Origin of the sequence: Vibrio floridensis (assembly GCF_021852965.1) — a bacterium.
Taxonomy (GTDB): domain Bacteria; phylum Pseudomonadota; class Gammaproteobacteria; order Enterobacterales; family Vibrionaceae; genus Vibrio; species Vibrio floridensis.
The window spans coordinates 1-18,164 of the sequence record NZ_JAKGCY010000014.1 but is presented as its reverse complement, the minus strand read 5'-3'; the positions used below and the strand labels follow the sequence as shown (position 1 = coordinate 18,164).

The following is an 18,164-nucleotide window of genomic DNA, read 5'->3' as shown; positions in this document are numbered from 1 at the left end:
GGGGGCACACTAGAACAGACGGTTGAGTCCATTGAGTGCAGCAACACGATACGCTTCGGCCATGGTGGGGTAGTTGAAGGTAGTGTTGACGAAATACTCGATGGTATTGGCTTCGCCTTTTTGCTCCATGATCGCTTGGCCGATGTGAATGATTTCCGCCGCTCGTTCCCCAAAGCAGTGAATACCAAGAATTTCTTTGGTTTCACGATGGAAGAGGATCTTCAAGCTGCCGATGTCTTTGCCGGCAATCTGTGCGCGAGCCAGATGTTTGAACGAAGATCGGCCAACTTCATAGGGCACTTTCGCCGCGGTTAATTCTTGCTCTGTTTTACCAACCGAGCTGATTTCCGGAATGGTGTAAATCCCCGTTGGGATGTCATCAATCAGATAGCCATCGGCTTTGCCCTTAGTGATGGCTTGCGCCACAAAGCGCCCCTGGTCATATGCCGCGCTCGCCAGACTTGGGTAACCAATCACATCGCCCACCGCGTAAACATGTTCCACTTCGGTTTGGTAATTGCCATCGACTTTCAGTTGGCCGCGAGAGTCACCTTGAAGCCCAACTGCAGGCAGGTTTAACTTGTCGGTGTTACCAGTGCGACCATTGGCGTAGAGCAAGCAATCGGCTTTCATTTTTTTGCCCGACTGAAGATGAACAATCACCCCATCTTCGGTGCCTTCAATGCGTTCATAGGTTTCATCATTACGGATCACGACGCCGCTGTTCCAGAAGTGATAGGAAAGCGCATCGGAAACTTCGTTGTCCAAAAAGGCCAGTAAGCGATCGCGTGTGTTGATGAGGTCGGTTTTCACCCCCAAACCACGGAAGATGGATGCGTATTCACAACCAATCACTCCTGCGCCATAAATGATGATGTGGCGAGGGTCGTGTTTGAGACTGAGAATGGAATCGCTGTCGTAGATTCGCTCATGATTAAAGTCGACATCGGCTGGTTGATAAGGGCGAGAGCCAGTAGCAATCACAAACTTATCCGCCGTATACACTTCTTCAGTGCCGTCGTTTTGCGTCACGCTAATGGTGTGCGCATCGGTAAAACGGGCGGTTCCGAAAATCAATTGGCACTGATTGCGATCATAAAAGCCTTGGCGTAAGCGAGTCTGCTTGTCGATAACGGATTTCGCGTGGCCGAGAATGGTTGAAAATGTGGCGTGTAAACTGGAGTTGTTTTTGCAAAACAGCGGGTTGCTGTTGAATTCAATAATACGGCTAACCGCATGGCGCAGCGCTTTGGATGGAATGGTGCCCCAGTGAGTACAGCCGCCGCCAACACTGCTCTCTTTTTCCACCACGGCAACTTTCAGGCCTGCTTTGGTTAAACCCATTGCTGCCCCTTCACCGCCAGGGCCGCTCCCGATAACAATCACATCGAAGTGATTCGCATGCGCCATGATTTCATTCCTTGTTATATTTGCTTAACATTGCTTTAGCGAGATTTTAACTGATTATACCAGCAGGTAAACAGCAGGCTCGGTAGAGAGTGGAAGTGATCACGCACATTTCACGAAAACCAATCAATGGCATGGCGGATGTCGACAAATTGAGCACAAAAGATTGCATAACCGCCTTGGCCAGTAGTAACGTGCTCGCCATGGCGCATCATCGCTTATCGCTAGCAGCGATTCGCGCTATAGTAACGGCCGGAAGCCAATTTAAGATAAGAGCAAACATCATAATGAAATCAATGGGTATTCGCGCACAGCAGAAAGAGAAAACGCGTCGTTCTTTGATTGACGCGGCATTTAGCCAATTGAGTGCTGATCGCAGTTTTTCCAATCTCAGCTTGCGAGAAGTGGCCAGAGAAGCGGGCATTGCGCCGACCTCGTTCTATCGCCATTTTAAAGATATGGATGAGTTAGGTTTAACCATGGTGGATGAAGGTGGTTTGCTGTTACGTCAATTGATGCGCCAAGCACGTCAGCGCATCGTCAAAGAAGGCAGCGTGATCCGCACTTCGGTGGAAACCTTTATGGAATTTATCGAAAGTAGCCCCAACGTATTTCGCCTATTGTTAAGAGAGCGCTCTGGAACTTCCGCGGAATTTCGCGCTGCGGTTGCGCGTGAGATGCAGCACTTCGCAGCAGAGCTTACCGAATATTTAATTAGCACGGGAATGAACCGAGAAGAGGCGTTGGCGCAGGCTGAAGCGTCGGTGATTCTGGTTTTTAGTTCCGGTGCAGAAGCTTTAGACTTAGACCGACGCGAGCGTGATGAGCTGGCCGAGCGTCTGATTATGCAGTTGCGAATGGTCGCCAAAGGTGCGTACTGGTATCGCAAGGAACGTGAACGTAACCGATTAAAAGGTGAGATAGAATAATGTCTAATGATAATGAAAATAACGTGAATCGCAGTTCGGAAAGGAAGACGTTGGTATTGGCGTTGATCACAGGGATGTGTGGCGATGCTATCCTTTCTTGGCTGACCATGAGCGAAGTCTCTTTCTCCATTTTCCCTATTATTGCCTTAGTGCTGGCTGTGCAGGCACTCTACCGTGAGTATCTCAATCATCCCGTGTCGGAAGAGATCCCTTTGGTTGGACTGGCGTGCTTTTTTGTCGGGGCGTTTGGTCACTCGGCCTTTATTAAAGCTCAGCATCCTGAAGCAGGATCGAACTTCTTCGCGATCATGGTGGTGTTACTGCTGTTGGCGTGGATTGGCAGTAAGCTGGGATACATTCGCCGCCCAAGTGCCGATTAATCGGCACTTGATCTGAAAAACGATCCGTACTGTGCCCCAGTCCAACGAGTTGTGGGACTGGGGAAGGATTAGAATGCTGGCTCAATAGTGCCGTTAAAGGTAGTGGCTAGGTAATCTCGAATCGCTTGTGACTGGTAGATTTCAACAAACTTTTTGTAGTCAGGGTTATCTTTGTTTTCCGCTTTTGTTGCGATAACCATGACCGCGAGTGCCGCATCTTTCGGCTCGAGATAAATCGCCTTCTCTTTGGGGTTCAATCCTGAAGACATCACGTAGTTCATCGTGATCGCCGCGGCATCGACATCATTCAATGTTCTTGGTAGTTGCGCCGCATCGACTTCAATAATTTTGATATTTTTCGGGTTATCTACAATGTCATTGATACTGGCTTTGTGTCCGACATTCTCTTTCAATGTAATCAGCTTGGCTTCTTGGAGCAGCAACAAACCACGCCCACCATTGGTTGGATCGTTTGGTATCGCAATACGGGCATTTTGTGGTAAGTCCGATACCGATTTCACGCTATCTGAGTAAATCCCCATTCGCATCAGAATCGATTGACCAACCGACACTAAATTGGCGTTGCGGCTCTGATTGAAGTTGGTGAGAAAAGGTAAATGTTGATAGCTATTGATATCAATACTACCGTCAGCCAATGCGGCATTAGGGGTAATAAAATCGGAAAACTCGACAACTTGAATATTTAAGCCCTGTGCTTTGGCCTCTTTGGCCACCGCTTCCACAACTTGTGCGTGTGGGCCGACCGTTGCTCCAACTTTAATGACTTTGGCTTCTTCTTGGCCACAAGCGGTTAAGCCTAAAGCGACTGCCGCAATCACAATCCCTTGTAATGCAATTTTTCTCATCTTCTTCTACCTAATCTGATTTTAATTAAAGATGCCTAGACATCTGGAGCTCTATATTCATACAGGGTGTCGGGTTTATCAAGTTATTTACTTATTTGTTTTTGTTCTAATTAATTCATAAGTTTGCCACTCGATGACGGATGGCTGTGGCAAGGGGATGGGGATAATGTGAAGTATGGATACCGAAGTCTCCATTTGGATTAGCAACTTGCCAGCCCATCACATCAGGCAGATAAGAAGTCCACCGATTTTCTCGATCTGTTGTCGTCCGATAACAATGAATTATTACAACGGATGTCCAAATGTAACCAAGTGTGCCAGTTTTCACATTTTCATATGAAACATTTATGGAACGACATGTTAGTGAGACGTTTCATCATTTTTTTATATGAAGTCTCCTATATTGAGTGCTGATGAAAATTATCAGCAAGTCATTGGCAGGAACAATATGACCAGTCTAAGTCGCACCGTAATAAGCACTCTTATCGCGGCGGCACTTTCAGCCTGTGGTGGTGGAGATGGTGGTAGCAGTAGCTCAAGCCCATCTCCAGTCGGCCCAGTCACGCAAGTGCGCGCCATCAGTACGCAAATCGTCTCCGGTCAGGTGACCGCATCCAGTGGACAACCTATCGCCAAATCGAGCGTTGTGGTTCAGTTCAAAAGCAGTGATGGTCAGTCATTGCTGGAGCTCAGTACTGAAAGTGATGACAGTGGCTTCTATTCCATCTCCGTCCCTGAACTCAAAGCCAGTAGCCACCAAGCAAGCCGTGTTGTGGTTTTGGTGAAGAAATCAGGATTTGTAGAAAATGAAAAAAGCATCGACATCAATGAGCAATCCAGCCGGATGGCAGTGAATGTTGTGTTAGCCACCGCACAGGTGAGCACCGTGAAACGTTCGGAGCTTAGTTCTGTGGTGGTGTCGGCCAATGGCGTGCCGAGTCTGCGCTTTTCTTTGGTGAAAAACAGCCAAGGTCAGCAGCGTGTCGTTGTGGGTGATGTTTCTCCCGCGGCAGGTGATGAGGTGCAACTTTCACTCAACTTGCCGGTTGCAAACATTGACCCGGCAGTGAATGCCATCAACAGCGAAGTCGCCTATTTTGACTCCAGTAATGCCAATGATATTCAAAGTTTCCCAGGTGAGTTTGAGGGACAGGGTGAAACCGACAATCAAGGGCAAGGGGTTAACTTTGAAAATCAAAACAGTGATGAAAGCTACCGTCTGATCTCCAGTACCTTTAGCCAGATACGTTTGACGGATGAAAATCAGCAGCCGCTGCCCCTGAGCGATGTGCAACCTTCGGCAGACGGGGGGCCTTCGCTCGTCATGATGGTTCCTAAAGGCTCATATTCTACGATTCAGCGTGATTTTGATATGAATGTCGATGGCATTCAAATCCCGATTTATGTTTATCGCAGTGGTCAGGGTTGGCAATATGTTGGTAATGGGTTGCTGGTGAACGATTCGGCAGGCGCTGTTGCCACCAATAGCAGCGGGAATGACATCCCTATTGACGAACAGGGCGTGATCACTCTGACGGGCCAAGAAGCACTACAACTGTACGTCAAAGTCGAGATCAGCCAAGCGAATGAGTGGATTCAATGGATCAACTTAGACTGGCCAATCAAAACCGGTGTCAACAGCAGTATCTGTTTGCAGGGTAACGTTAGCTATCAAAACGGCGAGAAGTTCTACGGTCAGATGACGGTTAGCCTGCCTGATGGAGGGACCGAATGGCACTACATTGAAGACGGTTCTTATCAAATCAACACCTTAGTTTCCGCCACCGCACAGCCAACCGATGGCACTCGCTGGTCACTCCCTGTCTATAACCAGAAAACTGGGCAGACCGAATATGTCCAGCTACCGGAAACCCTGACGATAGGCTCAGGGGATAGCAACTGTAATGAGTTGCCAGAATTAGTACTGGTTAATCCTTATGCTTGTACCATCGAAGGTCACACGTTTGAATCAAATGGCACAACACCTGTGGTAGGGCAGTATGTGCAAATTGGTCATTCACGTGGGCAAGATTATGCGTACACCGACAACAATGGTTACTACAGCCACAGTGTGTTGTGTGACAGTGCGCTAACGGTGAGCGCGCTTGGCCAGAGTCAAACAACAACGGTGACCAGTGCTGACGAGAAAGCGACGCTGGACTTTACCCGCGCCAATCAACCTCCGCTACTTGGTGCACTATTGCGTAGTCAGGCGCAAATGAAGATTGATCAAGTTGCCGATTTGCGTTGGTCTGTCTCGGACCCAGATGGCGATGCCGTCACCGTCAATATTGAATGTGAAGGCGATGCAAACTGCACAATTGTACGCAGCGGCACGCGAGCTTCCATCACCTTTAGCTCAACTGGCGATAAAACGCTGGTGATCAGCGCTGATGATGGGCAAGAGCGAGCATCGGGCGTTATGAATCCAGAGCGTCGCTTTGCGATTACTGTGCGTGATAGTGACAACATTGCACCACAAGTTATCGGTTTCGATTACGGTAGCATCCGCTACTCAGCAGGTGAAACCATAAAAGTTCAACAAGGAAATCAGGGTATCGTTACTGCCATCGCACGTGATGGCAACGGTGACACGTTGAGCTACTTATGGAGCGACTCATGTAGCGGTACGACAGAGCAATGCGATCTCGCGCCGCTGGCGGTGGGGCTTCATAATGCGACCTTGACCGTGACCGATGATCATAGTGCACCGTTGTTTGGCTCTGCGGTTATTTCATTCAATGTGGTTGCCGATCAAGCACCAGTGATTGAGGTGCTCAGCGCTAACCCAGGTTCGGTTGGCAGTAATGGGCAGAACAACATTGCATTGATCACCCTGACTGCGTTAGTGAGTGATGATTTCACCGCGCGTGATCAGCTCCAACTGAACTGGCGTCTCGTCAATGGCGACAATCAGGATGTGACCGCTTTGCTCGGTGACGCTCCTGGGCAAACCATCCGTTTGGCCGCGAACACCATTCCTGTTGGCACTTATCAGGCAACATTAACGGTAACTGATGATGCAGCCACCCCCAATGAAAGCAGTAAAACCGTGACGTTTAGAGTGTTGGCTAACCAACCGCCATCTGTGGCACTCAGTAGTAGCGCCAACAATATCACGGTACTGCAAGGGCAAAGAAACCCTGACCCTATCATCGTGTCGGCGCAAGTGTCGGATGATGATGGTGTATCAGGCTTAACTCTGGATTGGACCATGAATAAAGATGGTCAAGACATGAGTAGCGCACTGGCATTGGCAAGCGACCAACAGCAGGCGACCATCGCGGCGGACACCTTGGGCGCAGGTAATTATGTGATCACGCTAAAAGCGACCGATGCGGTCGGCTTAAGTAGTGAATCACAACTGACCTTGACTGTGGTGGAAGACAAAGCGCCACAAATACTTTCCTTAACGGCGACCCCACGAATCCAGAAGGCAAACGTATCGGGCACCAATTCAGACACCATCAATTTGAGTGTCAGCGTGAGTGATGATAACGACAGCTCCCCAACGGTCGAGTGGACGTTCAGTGCTGGCGTATCCGCGACGATCAATGGCAACAATGCGTCTATCGCAGCTGAGAGCTTAGCGGTCGGAGAGTATCAAGTCAGCGTGACGGTGACAGACAACCAAGGTCAGGAAGCAACGCAAAGCCTCACCTTATCGGTACTGGAATTTTCAGGAAACATCGGAATTATTGTCGAATAATTGGCAGGGACACAACTATGAAAACTTTATTTACACTTAAACCATTAGCAGTGGTTGTCGCTGCAGCAATCGGCTTAGCAGGCTGTAACGATGAGAACGTAGCAGCATCTTCATCAGATGCGCCTCAAGAGAAGAAAAGCGCATCGGTCACATTGGCGGCTAAGTTCCCCACACCAGAAGTGGGAGCGTCTTGGATTGGTAGCGCCAGTGACATAGAAGTCGATTTTTATCGCAATCAATACGTTGGCAGTCTCTCTGAAGCGGAAGAGATGCTCGAAGCCCACCGTTCCTGCGATGAGGATTCAGCTAAGGCTGCCTATCAAAATGAGACCGTTATGGTGGGCACTGAAGAGTTAGCGTGTTACGAGTTACCCATGAATGGCTTAAAAGAGCGCTTTGCTGTCGCCGCTTCGCTCAGTGCGAGTTCGCCAACGGCATCCGTCAACTTGATGCCAGGCAAGTACCGTGTCGAAGCGAAGTTTTTGGATGCGCAAGGTGTGCTGCGTGAGACCAGTGTTAGCTATGTCACGTTCACTGAAGGAGAGCACCAAGTTGCACTAAAAGGGGTGGCGGCGACTTGGACGGCTCAAACGCCAATCGCGCTCTCTCTACTCAATCAAGTACATGAAAAAGACTGGGACCCTGAAACCGAGGGGGTACAGACACCTGCACAAGCAATGGGCATCACAGGGAACATTCTCGGCTTACACTTACCTAGCCTCTATGGGTATTCAGGCAACTTGGGTGAGAAGGTGGATCTCGACGATGGCGATGCTGGCGTATTAACTGGAAATGAGTTCAATGCCAAAGCTTCGGCGGCGTTATTGGCACCCGTGTGGCGTATCCAAGATGGCGCGGGCGAAAGCGATTTACATCCTTATGCGAATAACCAGTCTGGTGACTATAACGGTGGCATGGTTGAGCCAGGCCAAGTGGTTGAGCAGATGTTCCGCCAAGACAGTATCGCAGGTTTATTTCAGCAGTATGCCGCTGGAGAAAACAGTGCGTTTATTGAGCTTGGCACCAAAGAAATGGAGCTTATCTCGTTAGATTGGAGCGATGCAAATCAAAGCTCACCGATCCGAACGTTCTGGAATGCAACTGTGCTGATGGGGGTGGCCCATGTCAGTGGTGATGGTGATGGCCAAACCGAACGTAATAGCTGGGACATGGAGAATATCTCCTACTACGATGCGAGTAGCGGACAACCTATTGACACTGGTATTCAAGTGTTACACGTTAATACTTGGCAAGAACAAAATAACTACGAAAAGACCTTCTTAGATGTATTGAGCGGCAGTGCAAACTCGTTCGTTGGTGGCAATACCATTAATGGTTTCTTCATTGAAGTTCTTGAACAAGGCAGTACAGCAAATGGTACAACAACGCCGGCCAGATACCTCGATGCGTCACTCAATGAAATTGCGGTGCAAGCGGGCCTGCTTGCTAGAGCAAGTGAGAGCTGTAGCGATCTAACCAACCAAGACGTCAGCTTCAGCAACCAATACAGTTGGGATGAAGCCAATAGTCGTTGGGTGGCTGGCGCAATCAACACCTTGCTGTTGAATGGTTACAGTTATTTGTACTCACAGTTCGACAATTATCGAGCAAATCATCAGGGTGCGATTGATATGAACACTCAGAATATCAATAACATTCAGATGCAAATCGATTTTGATTTAGCCAATGGTGCCACCGAGAGTGATGTGCAAGGGATGCGAGATCAGATCAATGCTTTGTTAGCCGCGAACGCTGCTCAGCAAGGTGCGATTGATCAACTTAACGATCTCGAAGCGCAATACAACGATTATGCCGATCTCAACGAGGATGGCACGCTGGATCTGTTTGAAGAGGGTGTGTTCTATGCTGACGGCATTTCGGCTTACTGCAACTTGCAAAGCGACTGGAATCCAGATTCGCAGATCAACAGTTATAGTTTAAGTTGTGAAGGCGTATCTGAAACGGCCGTGACCGAAGTGATGACTTACACCACCACAAGGAACGCAACTATGTGTATTCAACCGTTTACTCTGAGTGCTTCTGAACTGGCGATTGATTACGGCAGTAATGGTGGCGTGATTATTGAGTAAGGCTGAACTTTGTTCTTGAACTTGGAATCGTGGCGTGTTCGTGATTTTGATGTTCGAGTGTTAATCGCTGACTAACCCATCACACCATGCTGTTTCACGGCATGGTGTGATGCTTTATGCAGAACAGCAATAATCAGTCCGTTTCAAACCATTTTTATCGATGAAACGGCTTAAATTTGAGTTCTAATAGAAAGGATATCTTTAATACAGGAATCGCACGGATGCCGTACCTTTATCGCCGTTCTCTCATCATATTGACCCTGTTTGGTGCTGTTGTGCTCGTGAGCCATCCAGCACTGGCTCAAAGTTGGCTGATTCGCATCAGCAATGAGGGGTATCAAGAGCACCATCATCATCGACAACCCCTCTATGTTTTTGCGGACCAAGACCGCTTGCTGAGAGTTAATGAGGACGAGCTCGTGCCCTTTTTCTCGGATGTGGACGTTCGCTACATTGAGCCCAATTCACCTTTGCAAGTTGATCCGCCACAGCAACAGTATCAACGAGAGCGAAAAAGTGGTCTTGTACGTGCAGCGTTGCCTCCGTTAGACGCACAAGATGGTTTAGTGATTGCAGGTTTCACTCAGTTGAGCACGACAGAAAGGCAGTGCGATTTGATTCGCTTGGCGGTGCTGGATTCTGGGGTGGACACCGAACACGAGGCGCTGAGTCACGTACTTTTCTCGGCACCATTTGATGTTATCAACCAAAGCACCAGCATGAGTGATCCGTTTGGTCACGGTACGCATATCGCGGGTATCATTGCCGCCAAACCCAATGAAACCAGCCAAGTTGAAGGCGCTTGCAGCAGTGCACAAGTGATGCCGATTCGCTTTTTGGGTAGCACGGGTGGAGGAAAAATTGCTGATGCGGTAGCAGGTGTGCGTTGGGCTATCAACCAACAGGCTCGCATCATCAACCACTCCTGGACAGTAACGCAGTACTCGCAAGCATTATGGGATGTAATGAGTGAAGCCGATCAACTCGGCATTGTACAAGTGACTGCGGCAGGCAACTCAGGCCTTGATCTTGGGCGCGCAGACGTTTATCCAGCCAAGTTTGCTGCCAAACTATCGGCAATGTTAGTGGTGGCAAACTGGGACGATGCCAACCAGCGTCTCAGCAGCACAAGCAATTACAATTGGGCTTACGCTGATCTCGCGGCACCTGGCACCAATATTTTCAGTTTAGCACCGAACAACGCAACAAGAATGGAGAGCGGTACTTCCATGGCGGCGCCTTTTGTTGCGGCGGCGAGCGCGATGTTATGGCAGCAGCATCCCCATTGGTCTGCAGCGGAGGTGGTCAGTGCTTTGGTACAGCAAAGCCAGCGCGATACCTCTTTGAGTCACCGAGTGCGGCAAGGGCGGATGCTCAGTGTGGCGAATATTGCAGATATCACGGCCTTGGCTCCACAAGTGTTGTCGGTTGTGCGTGACTCTGGTCAGCTTCGTCTTGCTGGACATCGATTGGATGAAATCAGTGCGTGGCGGTATCGTAGTGCTTCACAAAATAGCACCTTGGGTGACTATGTGCGTCTACTTACCCCGACGCAAAGTAGTGCAGCGAGTGTCTCGTTTAACGATTGGGATATGCCTGCCGGTTGGATAGAGTGGCAGAGTTTGGATGGCACGTGGCAGCAACTCGAGTATCTCCCCGTCGCTCCCACGCCAATACATCTTTATCAACAGAGTCTCGACAGAGGTGAGCTGTTGACATGGCAAGGCAGTGATTATGCCAGTGAGTACCAAATCTATCGAACCAGCAGCAATAGCTATAAGCAGAAGATAGCCAGTGTCAGTGGTGCCAGTAATCAGTATCTTGATCGCCAAGGCTTGAGTGAGGACAGTTATCAGGTGCGCTTGGTCTATCGAATTGACGTGGGCAGTAGCACGTTCGACATCAGTTCGGATTTGAGTGAGGCGTCTTCAGATTCGTTAAGTGGCGTGATACAGGTTGGGGCAGTGCCGTCAGGACAAGAGGCATGGGTGACTTTTTTTGTCGATGGCGCAAACTTATCGGACAATACCGGCGTGGATTTAGAAGTTATCGCAGATGCGCAGAATTTGGTGCAAGAGGTGGCCGGCAACCGAGTTCGATTGGCGACCGATGTGGCACGTTCGGGGCAAATTACCGTGAAAAATCGCGTCAACGAAGAGCGGCAGATAGCGTTGGTCAGCATCGAAAGCAGTGGTTCGTGGAGCGTGTCACTGGCGGAGCAGCTACTTCGTTTGGATCTCACGGCAGCGCAACTTGTTGGCGCGCAACAACTTGCTAACGGTCATTTGCTGCTGTCAGGGCGATGGCTCGCAGAGCGAAGTGGTATTTTGCTCCGTCTAGATCAAGAAAGTTATCAGTTTACCCAAGCTCGGTTGGTCAGCAGCAGTGGGGAGAGAAGTACCATTATCACCAACCGAGGTCAAAGCCTTGCGATTAGTGCGGACTCGGACGTCCAAGCTCAGGGAGCTCTCGAGCAAAATGATACGTTTCAACTACTGCTTGAGTTAAGCATCGCTCCTCAGGCGATAGCGGGGGAAGAACAACGTAGCGATAGTCGATGCTTTCTCGCCACCTCATTGTTTGCTGAACAACCGCAAACACTGGATTACTATCGCCACTTTCGTGACGACGTATTACTCAAACTCCCCGGCGGTGAGTGGCTGGTGGCGCAGTATTATCATTGGTCACCTCGCTTAGTCGTATGGGCTGAGGAGCATCGCTGGTTTAAAGAGACAATAAGGTGGCTGCTAGGCTAAAGCGGTGGTATGGCCAAAGAGAAAGATAGGTTAGGCACTGCACTCTGCCTTCATGTGTCACCTCAACGTGGTTTCTCGGCCATGTGAAGAGACCATCGTTTTAAACGACTTAGAGTGGTTGCGAACAGTCTAGCGAGGATGTGAGAACAAACGGCGTTTGGTTAGAAAGGCAAAACGCCACAAGCAGAGCCGGTGGCGTTGAGATCAGGTTGGGTAATTACACTCAATTGTTATCAATGCGCCCTTATCCTAACGCATCTTCTTCATGCCTTATTTCTTGCGCTCTAGCATCACGCCTGCTTCCATGTGGTGGGTGTACGGGAACTGATCGAACAGAGCAAAGCGTGTGATGTGGTGCGTTTCGCTTAGAATGTCTAAGTTTTCTTTTAATGTCTCTGGGTTGCAAGAGATGTATAAAATGCGCTCGTAACCCTGCACCATTTTGCAAGTGTCGACATCCATGCCTGAGCGTGGTGGATCGACGAAAATGGTGTTGCAGTTATAGCTCTTGAGATCGATGCCATTGTCTTTCAGACGACGAAATTCACGCTTCCCTTCCATCGCTTCGGTAAACTCTTCAGCAGACATGCGGATGATTTGCACATTCTCAATCTTGTTCGCAGCGATATTGTATTGCGCCGATTCCACCGACGGTTTCGCCAATTCCGTGGCCAGAACGCGCTCAAAGTTTTGCGCCAGCGCAAGGGAGAAATTGCCGTTACCACAGTAAAGCTCCAATAAATCGCCTTGGCTTTCTTGGGTACAATCGACCGCCCATTCCAACATTTTCTCTGCGACTTTGCCGTTCGGCTGAGTAAAGCTGTTTTCTACTTGCTGGTAGACGTAAGGCTTGCCGTTGACATCGAGCTTTTCGACCACGTAATCACGGTCTAGAACGATCTTCATTTTACGTGCACGACCAATCAGGTTGAGGTTAAAGCCTTCGTCATTTAGGCGCTGTTTTAAAGCTTTTGCATTTTCAATCCAAGCATCATCCAATTGGCGATGGTAAAGCAAAGAAACCAGAATCTCGCCGCTCAGAGTGGAAAGGAAATCGACTTGGAACAGTTTACGACGCAGCGATTCATTGTCTTTCATCGCATCAATCAATAAAGGCATGAGATCGTTGATCAAGCGACTGGCCGCAGGGAATTGATCAACACGGTATTTTTCACGCGTCTCTTGGTTGAACATGATGTAGTACATCTCTTCCCCTTCATGCCAAACGCGGAACTCCGCGCGCATGCGGTAGTGCTGCTCTGGAGACTCAAACACTTCCAGCTCAGGGGCTTGATAAGGTGCGAACATATCGGTTAAGCGTTGCACTTTTTCTGCTAACTGTTGCTGATAGCGTTGTGGGTTTACATCAAGAGTCGCCATGAATTCATACCTTTCGGGTGCTTTAGAGATAAAGAGCGCAGATTTTATTCAATCCCCGTTCATTGTCCAGTGCCAAGGGGAAATTGATAAGTACTACTGTGTAAAAATATAGCTTATGCCAATTCTAACTGGACAAATAATCAATCGCTTAATAGTATGCGCTTCAAGCTGGTGCTATCTGGAAGTATAGATGGCTGAAAAGGGAATCCGGTGTGAATCCGGAACTGACGCGCAGCGGTAAGAGAGAACGAAAGCTTAATAAGACACTGCATGACGGAATCGTGTGGGAAGTCAGGTGAGTAGGTTAACAGCTCTTGAGTCCGAATACCTGCCAGCAACTGAGCAAACACTGGAAGCCTTATCTTCACGCTCGGTAGGATTTACGCGATTTAGGATTACAATATGCAAAAGTCTCTTTTAGCGATCGCCATGGCATCGCTGCTTACCCCTATCTCTTATTTACACGCTCAAGAAGTGCAAACTAATGACACTGTTGTCGTGACAGCTAACCGCTTTGAGCAGCCACTTACTGAAGTCATCGCGTCAACGACGGTGATTTCAAAACAAGAAATTGAAGAAACGCAAGCGAAATCCTTGCTTGATATCCTAAAACGAGTTCCTGGTATCGAAGTTTCTCAAAGTGGTGGTCGTGGTCACTCAGCTTCCGTATTCATTCGTGGCTTTAATAGCAATCAAGTCTTATTTTTAGTTGATGGCGTTCGTATTAACTCGGCAGCCGGCGGGATCAGCTTTAACCATATACCTGTAGGCATTATTGAAAGAGTAGAAGTGATTAAAGGCCCTGGTGGGGCTCTATACGGTTCCGATGCGATTGCTGGTGTGATTAACGTTATCACAACGTCCAGTGAATCGAGTGAAGGTTCCGTCGTCTCTCTAGGGGCGGGAAGTGACGCGCAGAAGGAAGCGAACTTTTCAACGACTAGGGCTTTTGCTAATGGTGGCGTGCTGAAACTTGCTGGTGGTTTTGAAGAGACAGAAGGGTTTGATATCAAGGACCCAGAAACTGGCTTGAACTATGGGTATGAGAGCCAGAATCTTTTTGCCTCCTATTCCCAAGCGTTCAATGATGAATTGTCCGGCTCAGCGTCAGTGCGTTGGTATGACAGCTTAACGGAATATGATTCATGGGGTAAAAATTACGGTTACTCTGAAAATCTAAGTATCACGGCGGATGTTCAGTATAGCGGTTCCCGACTAAGCTCGACTTTACGAGCCAACCAGCAAGCGATTGAAAACTTGAACTACTCACAAGCTGAGGGCAAGGATAACGCGGGAACGGTCAAGAAAATCGCGTTAACCAACCTGCAATTCCTCAATCAGTATTTGATATCAGAGGGCGTTACCATTGGCGCAGGTGCAGATTGGCGCAGAGAAAAGCTTGATGATGATGCTTTAAGCTATGGCAATCCAGACAAACTAGCTGGAGAGTCTCGTAGCACGACTGGTGTTTATCTTTCTACAGACCTTCAACTGGGCGACTTACAAGTGACGGGGAGTGTACGTAATGACAAGCATGACACTTACGATAATTATCGAACATGGTCACTAGGAACGCGCTATCAACTCACAGAGTCTCATTCTGTCAGGGCAACGTTTGGTACTTCTTTCAAAGCGCCGAGTTATTCGGACTTAACCAATAACCCAGATTTGAAACCTGAAGAAGCGATGAGCCGAGAAATTGGCTATACGGGTGAGTTTGCTCTCTTCACCGTGGATGTTGCAGCGTATGACAATGATGTCGACAACCTTATTATTTGGTACGAAGGCTCACCTTGGTGGTACCCAGAGAATGTGGATGCAACATTAAAAGGGCTTGAGATTACGGGTTACTTCAATACTTGGTTTGTTCATCACACGGTTGTCGCGGAATTTAAAGATCACCAAGATTCTGGCGGGAACAAATTGGCCAAACGCGCAGATGAAAACTACAAGTGGTTGATGGATGCCTCGTATGAGAATTTCGACGTTAACCTGACTTATACCTATACAGGGGAGAGGTTGGGTAATCCTAAAGAAGTCAGCGATCCGAAGAATGAGTTACCATCGGTAAGCTTGTGGGATGCGTCGGTTGGGTATTGGATTTCTCCTGATCTGGTTGTTCGTGTGCGAGTAGACAATCTAACAAACGAGAAGTATCAAACCACATTGAACTACAACGCTCCAGAGCGCAGATACTTCGCGAATCTAACGTATCAGTTCTAACTCATTCTCAAAACCGCCTTCGGGCGGTTTTATTTTTCAGAGGGCGTGATGAAAAAGAAAGTTGTTATTAGTTGGTCAAGTGGCAAAGATTCCACTCTGACCTTATTGAGATTAATGGAGCATCCAGACTATCAAGTCGTTGGTCTCTATACGACATACGTAGATAATGAGGTACCTTTTCAGGCAACCCCATTAGCAGTGGTTGAGATGCAGGCTCAACTGCTCAATTTGCCGCTGATTAAAATTGCTTTGCCACAAATCTTCCCGTCAAACGAGGTGTATCAACAACGCATTGTGACCAGACTGAAATCATCTGGCATCGAGATCGATGCGGTGGCATTTGGCGATATGTTTTGTAATGGCATTGCTGATTACCGACGAAGCTATATTGAACCAGCCGGATGGGAGTGTGTATTCCCGCTGTTAGGGGAACCGAGTTATGACCTAGCGAATGAAATTATTGATCGTGGTATTAAAACGTTGATCGTAACCACGGATGGTCATCAACTGGCTGGGTCATGGTGTGGACGTTGGTATGACAAAGCTTTAATCGCCGAGCTCCCTCCAGGTGTTGATCCTTGTGGAGAAGATGGCGAGTTTCATACCTTGGTTGTTGGAGCACCTTGCTTTGATGGGGAGATTTCGTTGGAATTAACAGCCACGGAAAGTGATGGCCGCTTCACCTATCAAAGATATCGAGCAGCATTGCTAAATTAGCATGAGAGAGTATGATTTGGACGTTTTGGTCGAGGTAGGTTTAAGAGAGTGAAAAGTTCAAATCAACCGAATGTATTGGTCTTTGATTCTGGCGTAGGCGGCTTGTCCGTTTTTCAAGAAATGAACAAGCTGTTACCTCAAGTGAACTACTACTACTTATTTGATAACCAAGCCTATCCTTATGGAGAGCTTTCTCCACAAACATTATTAAGCCGAGTGGAAGTCTTGGTGGAAAAAATGTCTCGCCATTTCGATATTGATCTGGTCGTCATTGCTTGTAACACGGCCAGTACCATTGTTCTTCCTACACTGAGAAACGTGCTATCTATTCCGGTCGTCGGTGTGGTTCCCGCTATTAAGCCTGCATCATCATTGGCAAGCAAAGCTGTTGGCCTTATTGCGACACCAGCTACCGTAACTCGACAATACACCCATGACCTTATTCGTGATTTTGCCAAAGAGAAGGAGGTCGAGCTGCTAGGATCAACAAGGTTAGTGGATATTGCGGAAGAAAAGTTAAGAGGCAAACCTGTCGATCTCGCGGAACTAAGATCCATTCTCGACCCCATGGTAAATAAAATTGACGTAGCTGTGTTGGGGTGCACTCATTTCCCGTTAATAAAAGAAGAAATACAGATCGTGCTAGGGGAAGGCATTTTGCTCGTGGACTCCGGTGAGGCGATTGCGAGACGAGTGAGAGATCTGCTAAAACATGAAGACGCATTGGCAGGATCTGCTCAGAAAAGGATATTTAGTACAGCGCAACCTTGGGATGAAGCTGCGCTGAACCATTCATTACAAAAGATGGGGTTTGAAACTATAGAGCCGTATCCTCTATAGAAGCCTTCATCTCATTCGCGATACGGACTTTGAGCGTTCGTTGAGCATATTCCTTTTCATTAAGAGCATTAATAGCATTCTCTGCATCAGCGCTTGCTATTACAACAAAACCAAAACCTCTTCTTTTCCCAGTGCGTTTGTCTTTCATCAAACGCACCGCATACACCTCGCCATGTTCAGCAAAGAGTTCGCGGACATGGCTCTCGTTGGCTTTATAAGGCAGATTACCCACATAAAGCGTTTTTGTTGAAACAGAGGGTTCTTCGTTATCTATAGTAGGTGCGCTCTTAAGAAAAGAAAAAAGTAAAGTGGTAAGCACTACACCAATAACGAAACTAACAGCTGAAGATAGAGCAAGCTGAGAAAAAAGGAACCCACCCAGAATAGCCAGAGCGGCACTCGCAATAAGTTTTTTTAACGTCATACTGGATTACTACATTTAGGGTACAGATAAAATGGATGCCTATTAACAAAATAGACACACAAATCTTAAGTTTATGTGCGTTCTTTTTCCAATCTAATGCTGTGATGAGATTCAAATGTGCTGAAAATATATGCAAAAAAGCCCATTCTGATGATTTGTTGAGCGGTTGAAAGAAAAGTTTAAAAAAAGTATTGCGCGCTGAAAAGAAGTCCCTATAATGCCGCCTCACTGACACGGAGTGAGACGGAAGTCACGCAGCGAGTCAGGTTGAGAAAAAGAAATTAAAAAACTTCTTGACTATCAAAATTAGCGTTGTAAGATACGCACCCTCTGATGAGGCAGCGCTTAAGTCGCTAAGTTATCAGAAAGCTCTTTAACAATATAAACCTATCAATCTGTGTGGGCACTCGTTGATGATAATCCAAAAGATTTATCAATGAACT

12 protein-coding genes and 1 riboswitch are annotated in these 18,164 nt (G+C 47.9%); of the genes, 8 read left to right on the top strand and 4 right to left on the bottom strand.

The genetic code is table 11. The features are described from left to right. Positions 1-9: 9 nt before the first annotated feature. Positions 10-1,410, bottom strand: a complete 1,401-nt coding sequence (gene sthA, locus LZU85_RS17040) for a Si-specific NAD(P)(+) transhydrogenase (RefSeq protein ID WP_011079178.1) — start codon at positions 1,408-1,410, stop codon at positions 10-12. A gap of 284 nt (positions 1,411-1,694) precedes the next feature. Here sthA and fabR point away from each other — a divergent pair, with 284 nt between their 5' ends. Both fabR and LZU85_RS17030 read left to right on the top strand, forming a co-directional pair. Next, positions 1,695-2,336, top strand: coding sequence for an HTH-type transcriptional repressor FabR (gene fabR / locus LZU85_RS17035; RefSeq protein ID WP_011149134.1), 642 nt, complete (start codon positions 1,695-1,697; stop codon positions 2,334-2,336). Then, positions 2,336-2,716 (top strand): YijD family membrane protein, encoded by a 381-nt coding sequence (locus tag LZU85_RS17030; protein ID WP_011079180.1) that lies wholly within the window; start codon positions 2,336-2,338, stop codon positions 2,714-2,716. Before fabR ends, LZU85_RS17030 begins: the two co-directional genes overlap by 1 nt. A gap of 68 nt (positions 2,717-2,784) precedes the next feature. On the opposite strand, the gene LZU85_RS17025 is transcribed toward LZU85_RS17030, so the two are convergent. Then, complete coding sequence (locus LZU85_RS17025; protein ID WP_176299272.1) at positions 2,785-3,582, bottom strand: MetQ/NlpA family ABC transporter substrate-binding protein; 798 nt, start codon at positions 3,580-3,582, stop codon at positions 2,785-2,787. A gap of 448 nt (positions 3,583-4,030) precedes the next feature. Between LZU85_RS17025 and LZU85_RS17020 the strand changes: the two genes are divergently transcribed. From LZU85_RS17020 to LZU85_RS17010, 3 genes are all read left to right on the top strand, one after another. Then, positions 4,031-7,291 (top strand): PKD domain-containing protein, encoded by a 3,261-nt coding sequence (locus tag LZU85_RS17020; protein WP_237287901.1) that lies wholly within the window; start codon positions 4,031-4,033, stop codon positions 7,289-7,291. 17 nt (positions 7,292-7,308) lie between these two features. Continuing rightward, complete coding sequence (locus LZU85_RS17015) at positions 7,309-9,381, top strand: hypothetical protein (RefSeq protein ID WP_237287900.1); 2,073 nt, start codon at positions 7,309-7,311, stop codon at positions 9,379-9,381. A 221-nt stretch (positions 9,382-9,602) separates the two neighbouring features. Then, entirely contained in the window at positions 9,603-12,137 is a 2,535-nt protein-coding gene (locus LZU85_RS17010; RefSeq protein ID WP_237287899.1) for a S8 family serine peptidase, read from the top strand. A gap of 270 nt (positions 12,138-12,407) precedes the next feature. On the opposite strand, the gene trmA is transcribed toward LZU85_RS17010, so the two are convergent. Further along, on the bottom strand, positions 12,408-13,517 hold the full coding sequence (gene trmA, locus LZU85_RS17005) for a tRNA (uridine(54)-C5)-methyltransferase TrmA (protein WP_237287898.1): 1,110 nt from the start codon (positions 13,515-13,517) through the stop codon (positions 12,408-12,410). A 154-nt stretch (positions 13,518-13,671) separates the two neighbouring features. Then, positions 13,672-13,867, top strand: a riboswitch (cobalamin riboswitch). Between the two features lie 52 nt (positions 13,868-13,919). Between trmA and LZU85_RS17000 the strand changes: the two genes are divergently transcribed. Genes LZU85_RS17000 through murI form a run of 3 tightly spaced genes read left to right on the top strand, consistent with a single transcriptional unit; the run spans position 13,920 to position 17,297 of the window. Then, positions 13,920-15,740: a TonB-dependent receptor domain-containing protein gene (locus LZU85_RS17000; protein WP_237287897.1), complete on the top strand. Its 1,821-nt coding sequence runs from the start codon at positions 13,920-13,922 to the stop codon at positions 15,738-15,740. 48 nt (positions 15,741-15,788) lie between these two features. Next, positions 15,789-16,457 (top strand): adenine nucleotide alpha hydrolase, encoded by a 669-nt coding sequence (locus LZU85_RS16995; RefSeq protein WP_237287895.1) that lies wholly within the window; start codon positions 15,789-15,791, stop codon positions 16,455-16,457. A 48-nt stretch (positions 16,458-16,505) separates the two neighbouring features. Continuing rightward, positions 16,506-17,297 (top strand): glutamate racemase, encoded by a 792-nt coding sequence (gene murI / locus LZU85_RS16990; protein ID WP_176299265.1) that lies wholly within the window; start codon positions 16,506-16,508, stop codon positions 17,295-17,297. Here the strand turns inward: murI and LZU85_RS16985 are convergent. Then, a complete protein-coding gene (locus LZU85_RS16985; protein ID WP_237287893.1) occupies positions 17,275-17,721 on the bottom strand; it encodes an RNA recognition motif domain-containing protein in 447 nt (148 codons plus the stop codon). The two genes, murI and LZU85_RS16985, sit on opposite strands and share 23 nt — an antisense overlap. Between the last annotated feature and the right edge of the window lie 443 nt (positions 17,722-18,164).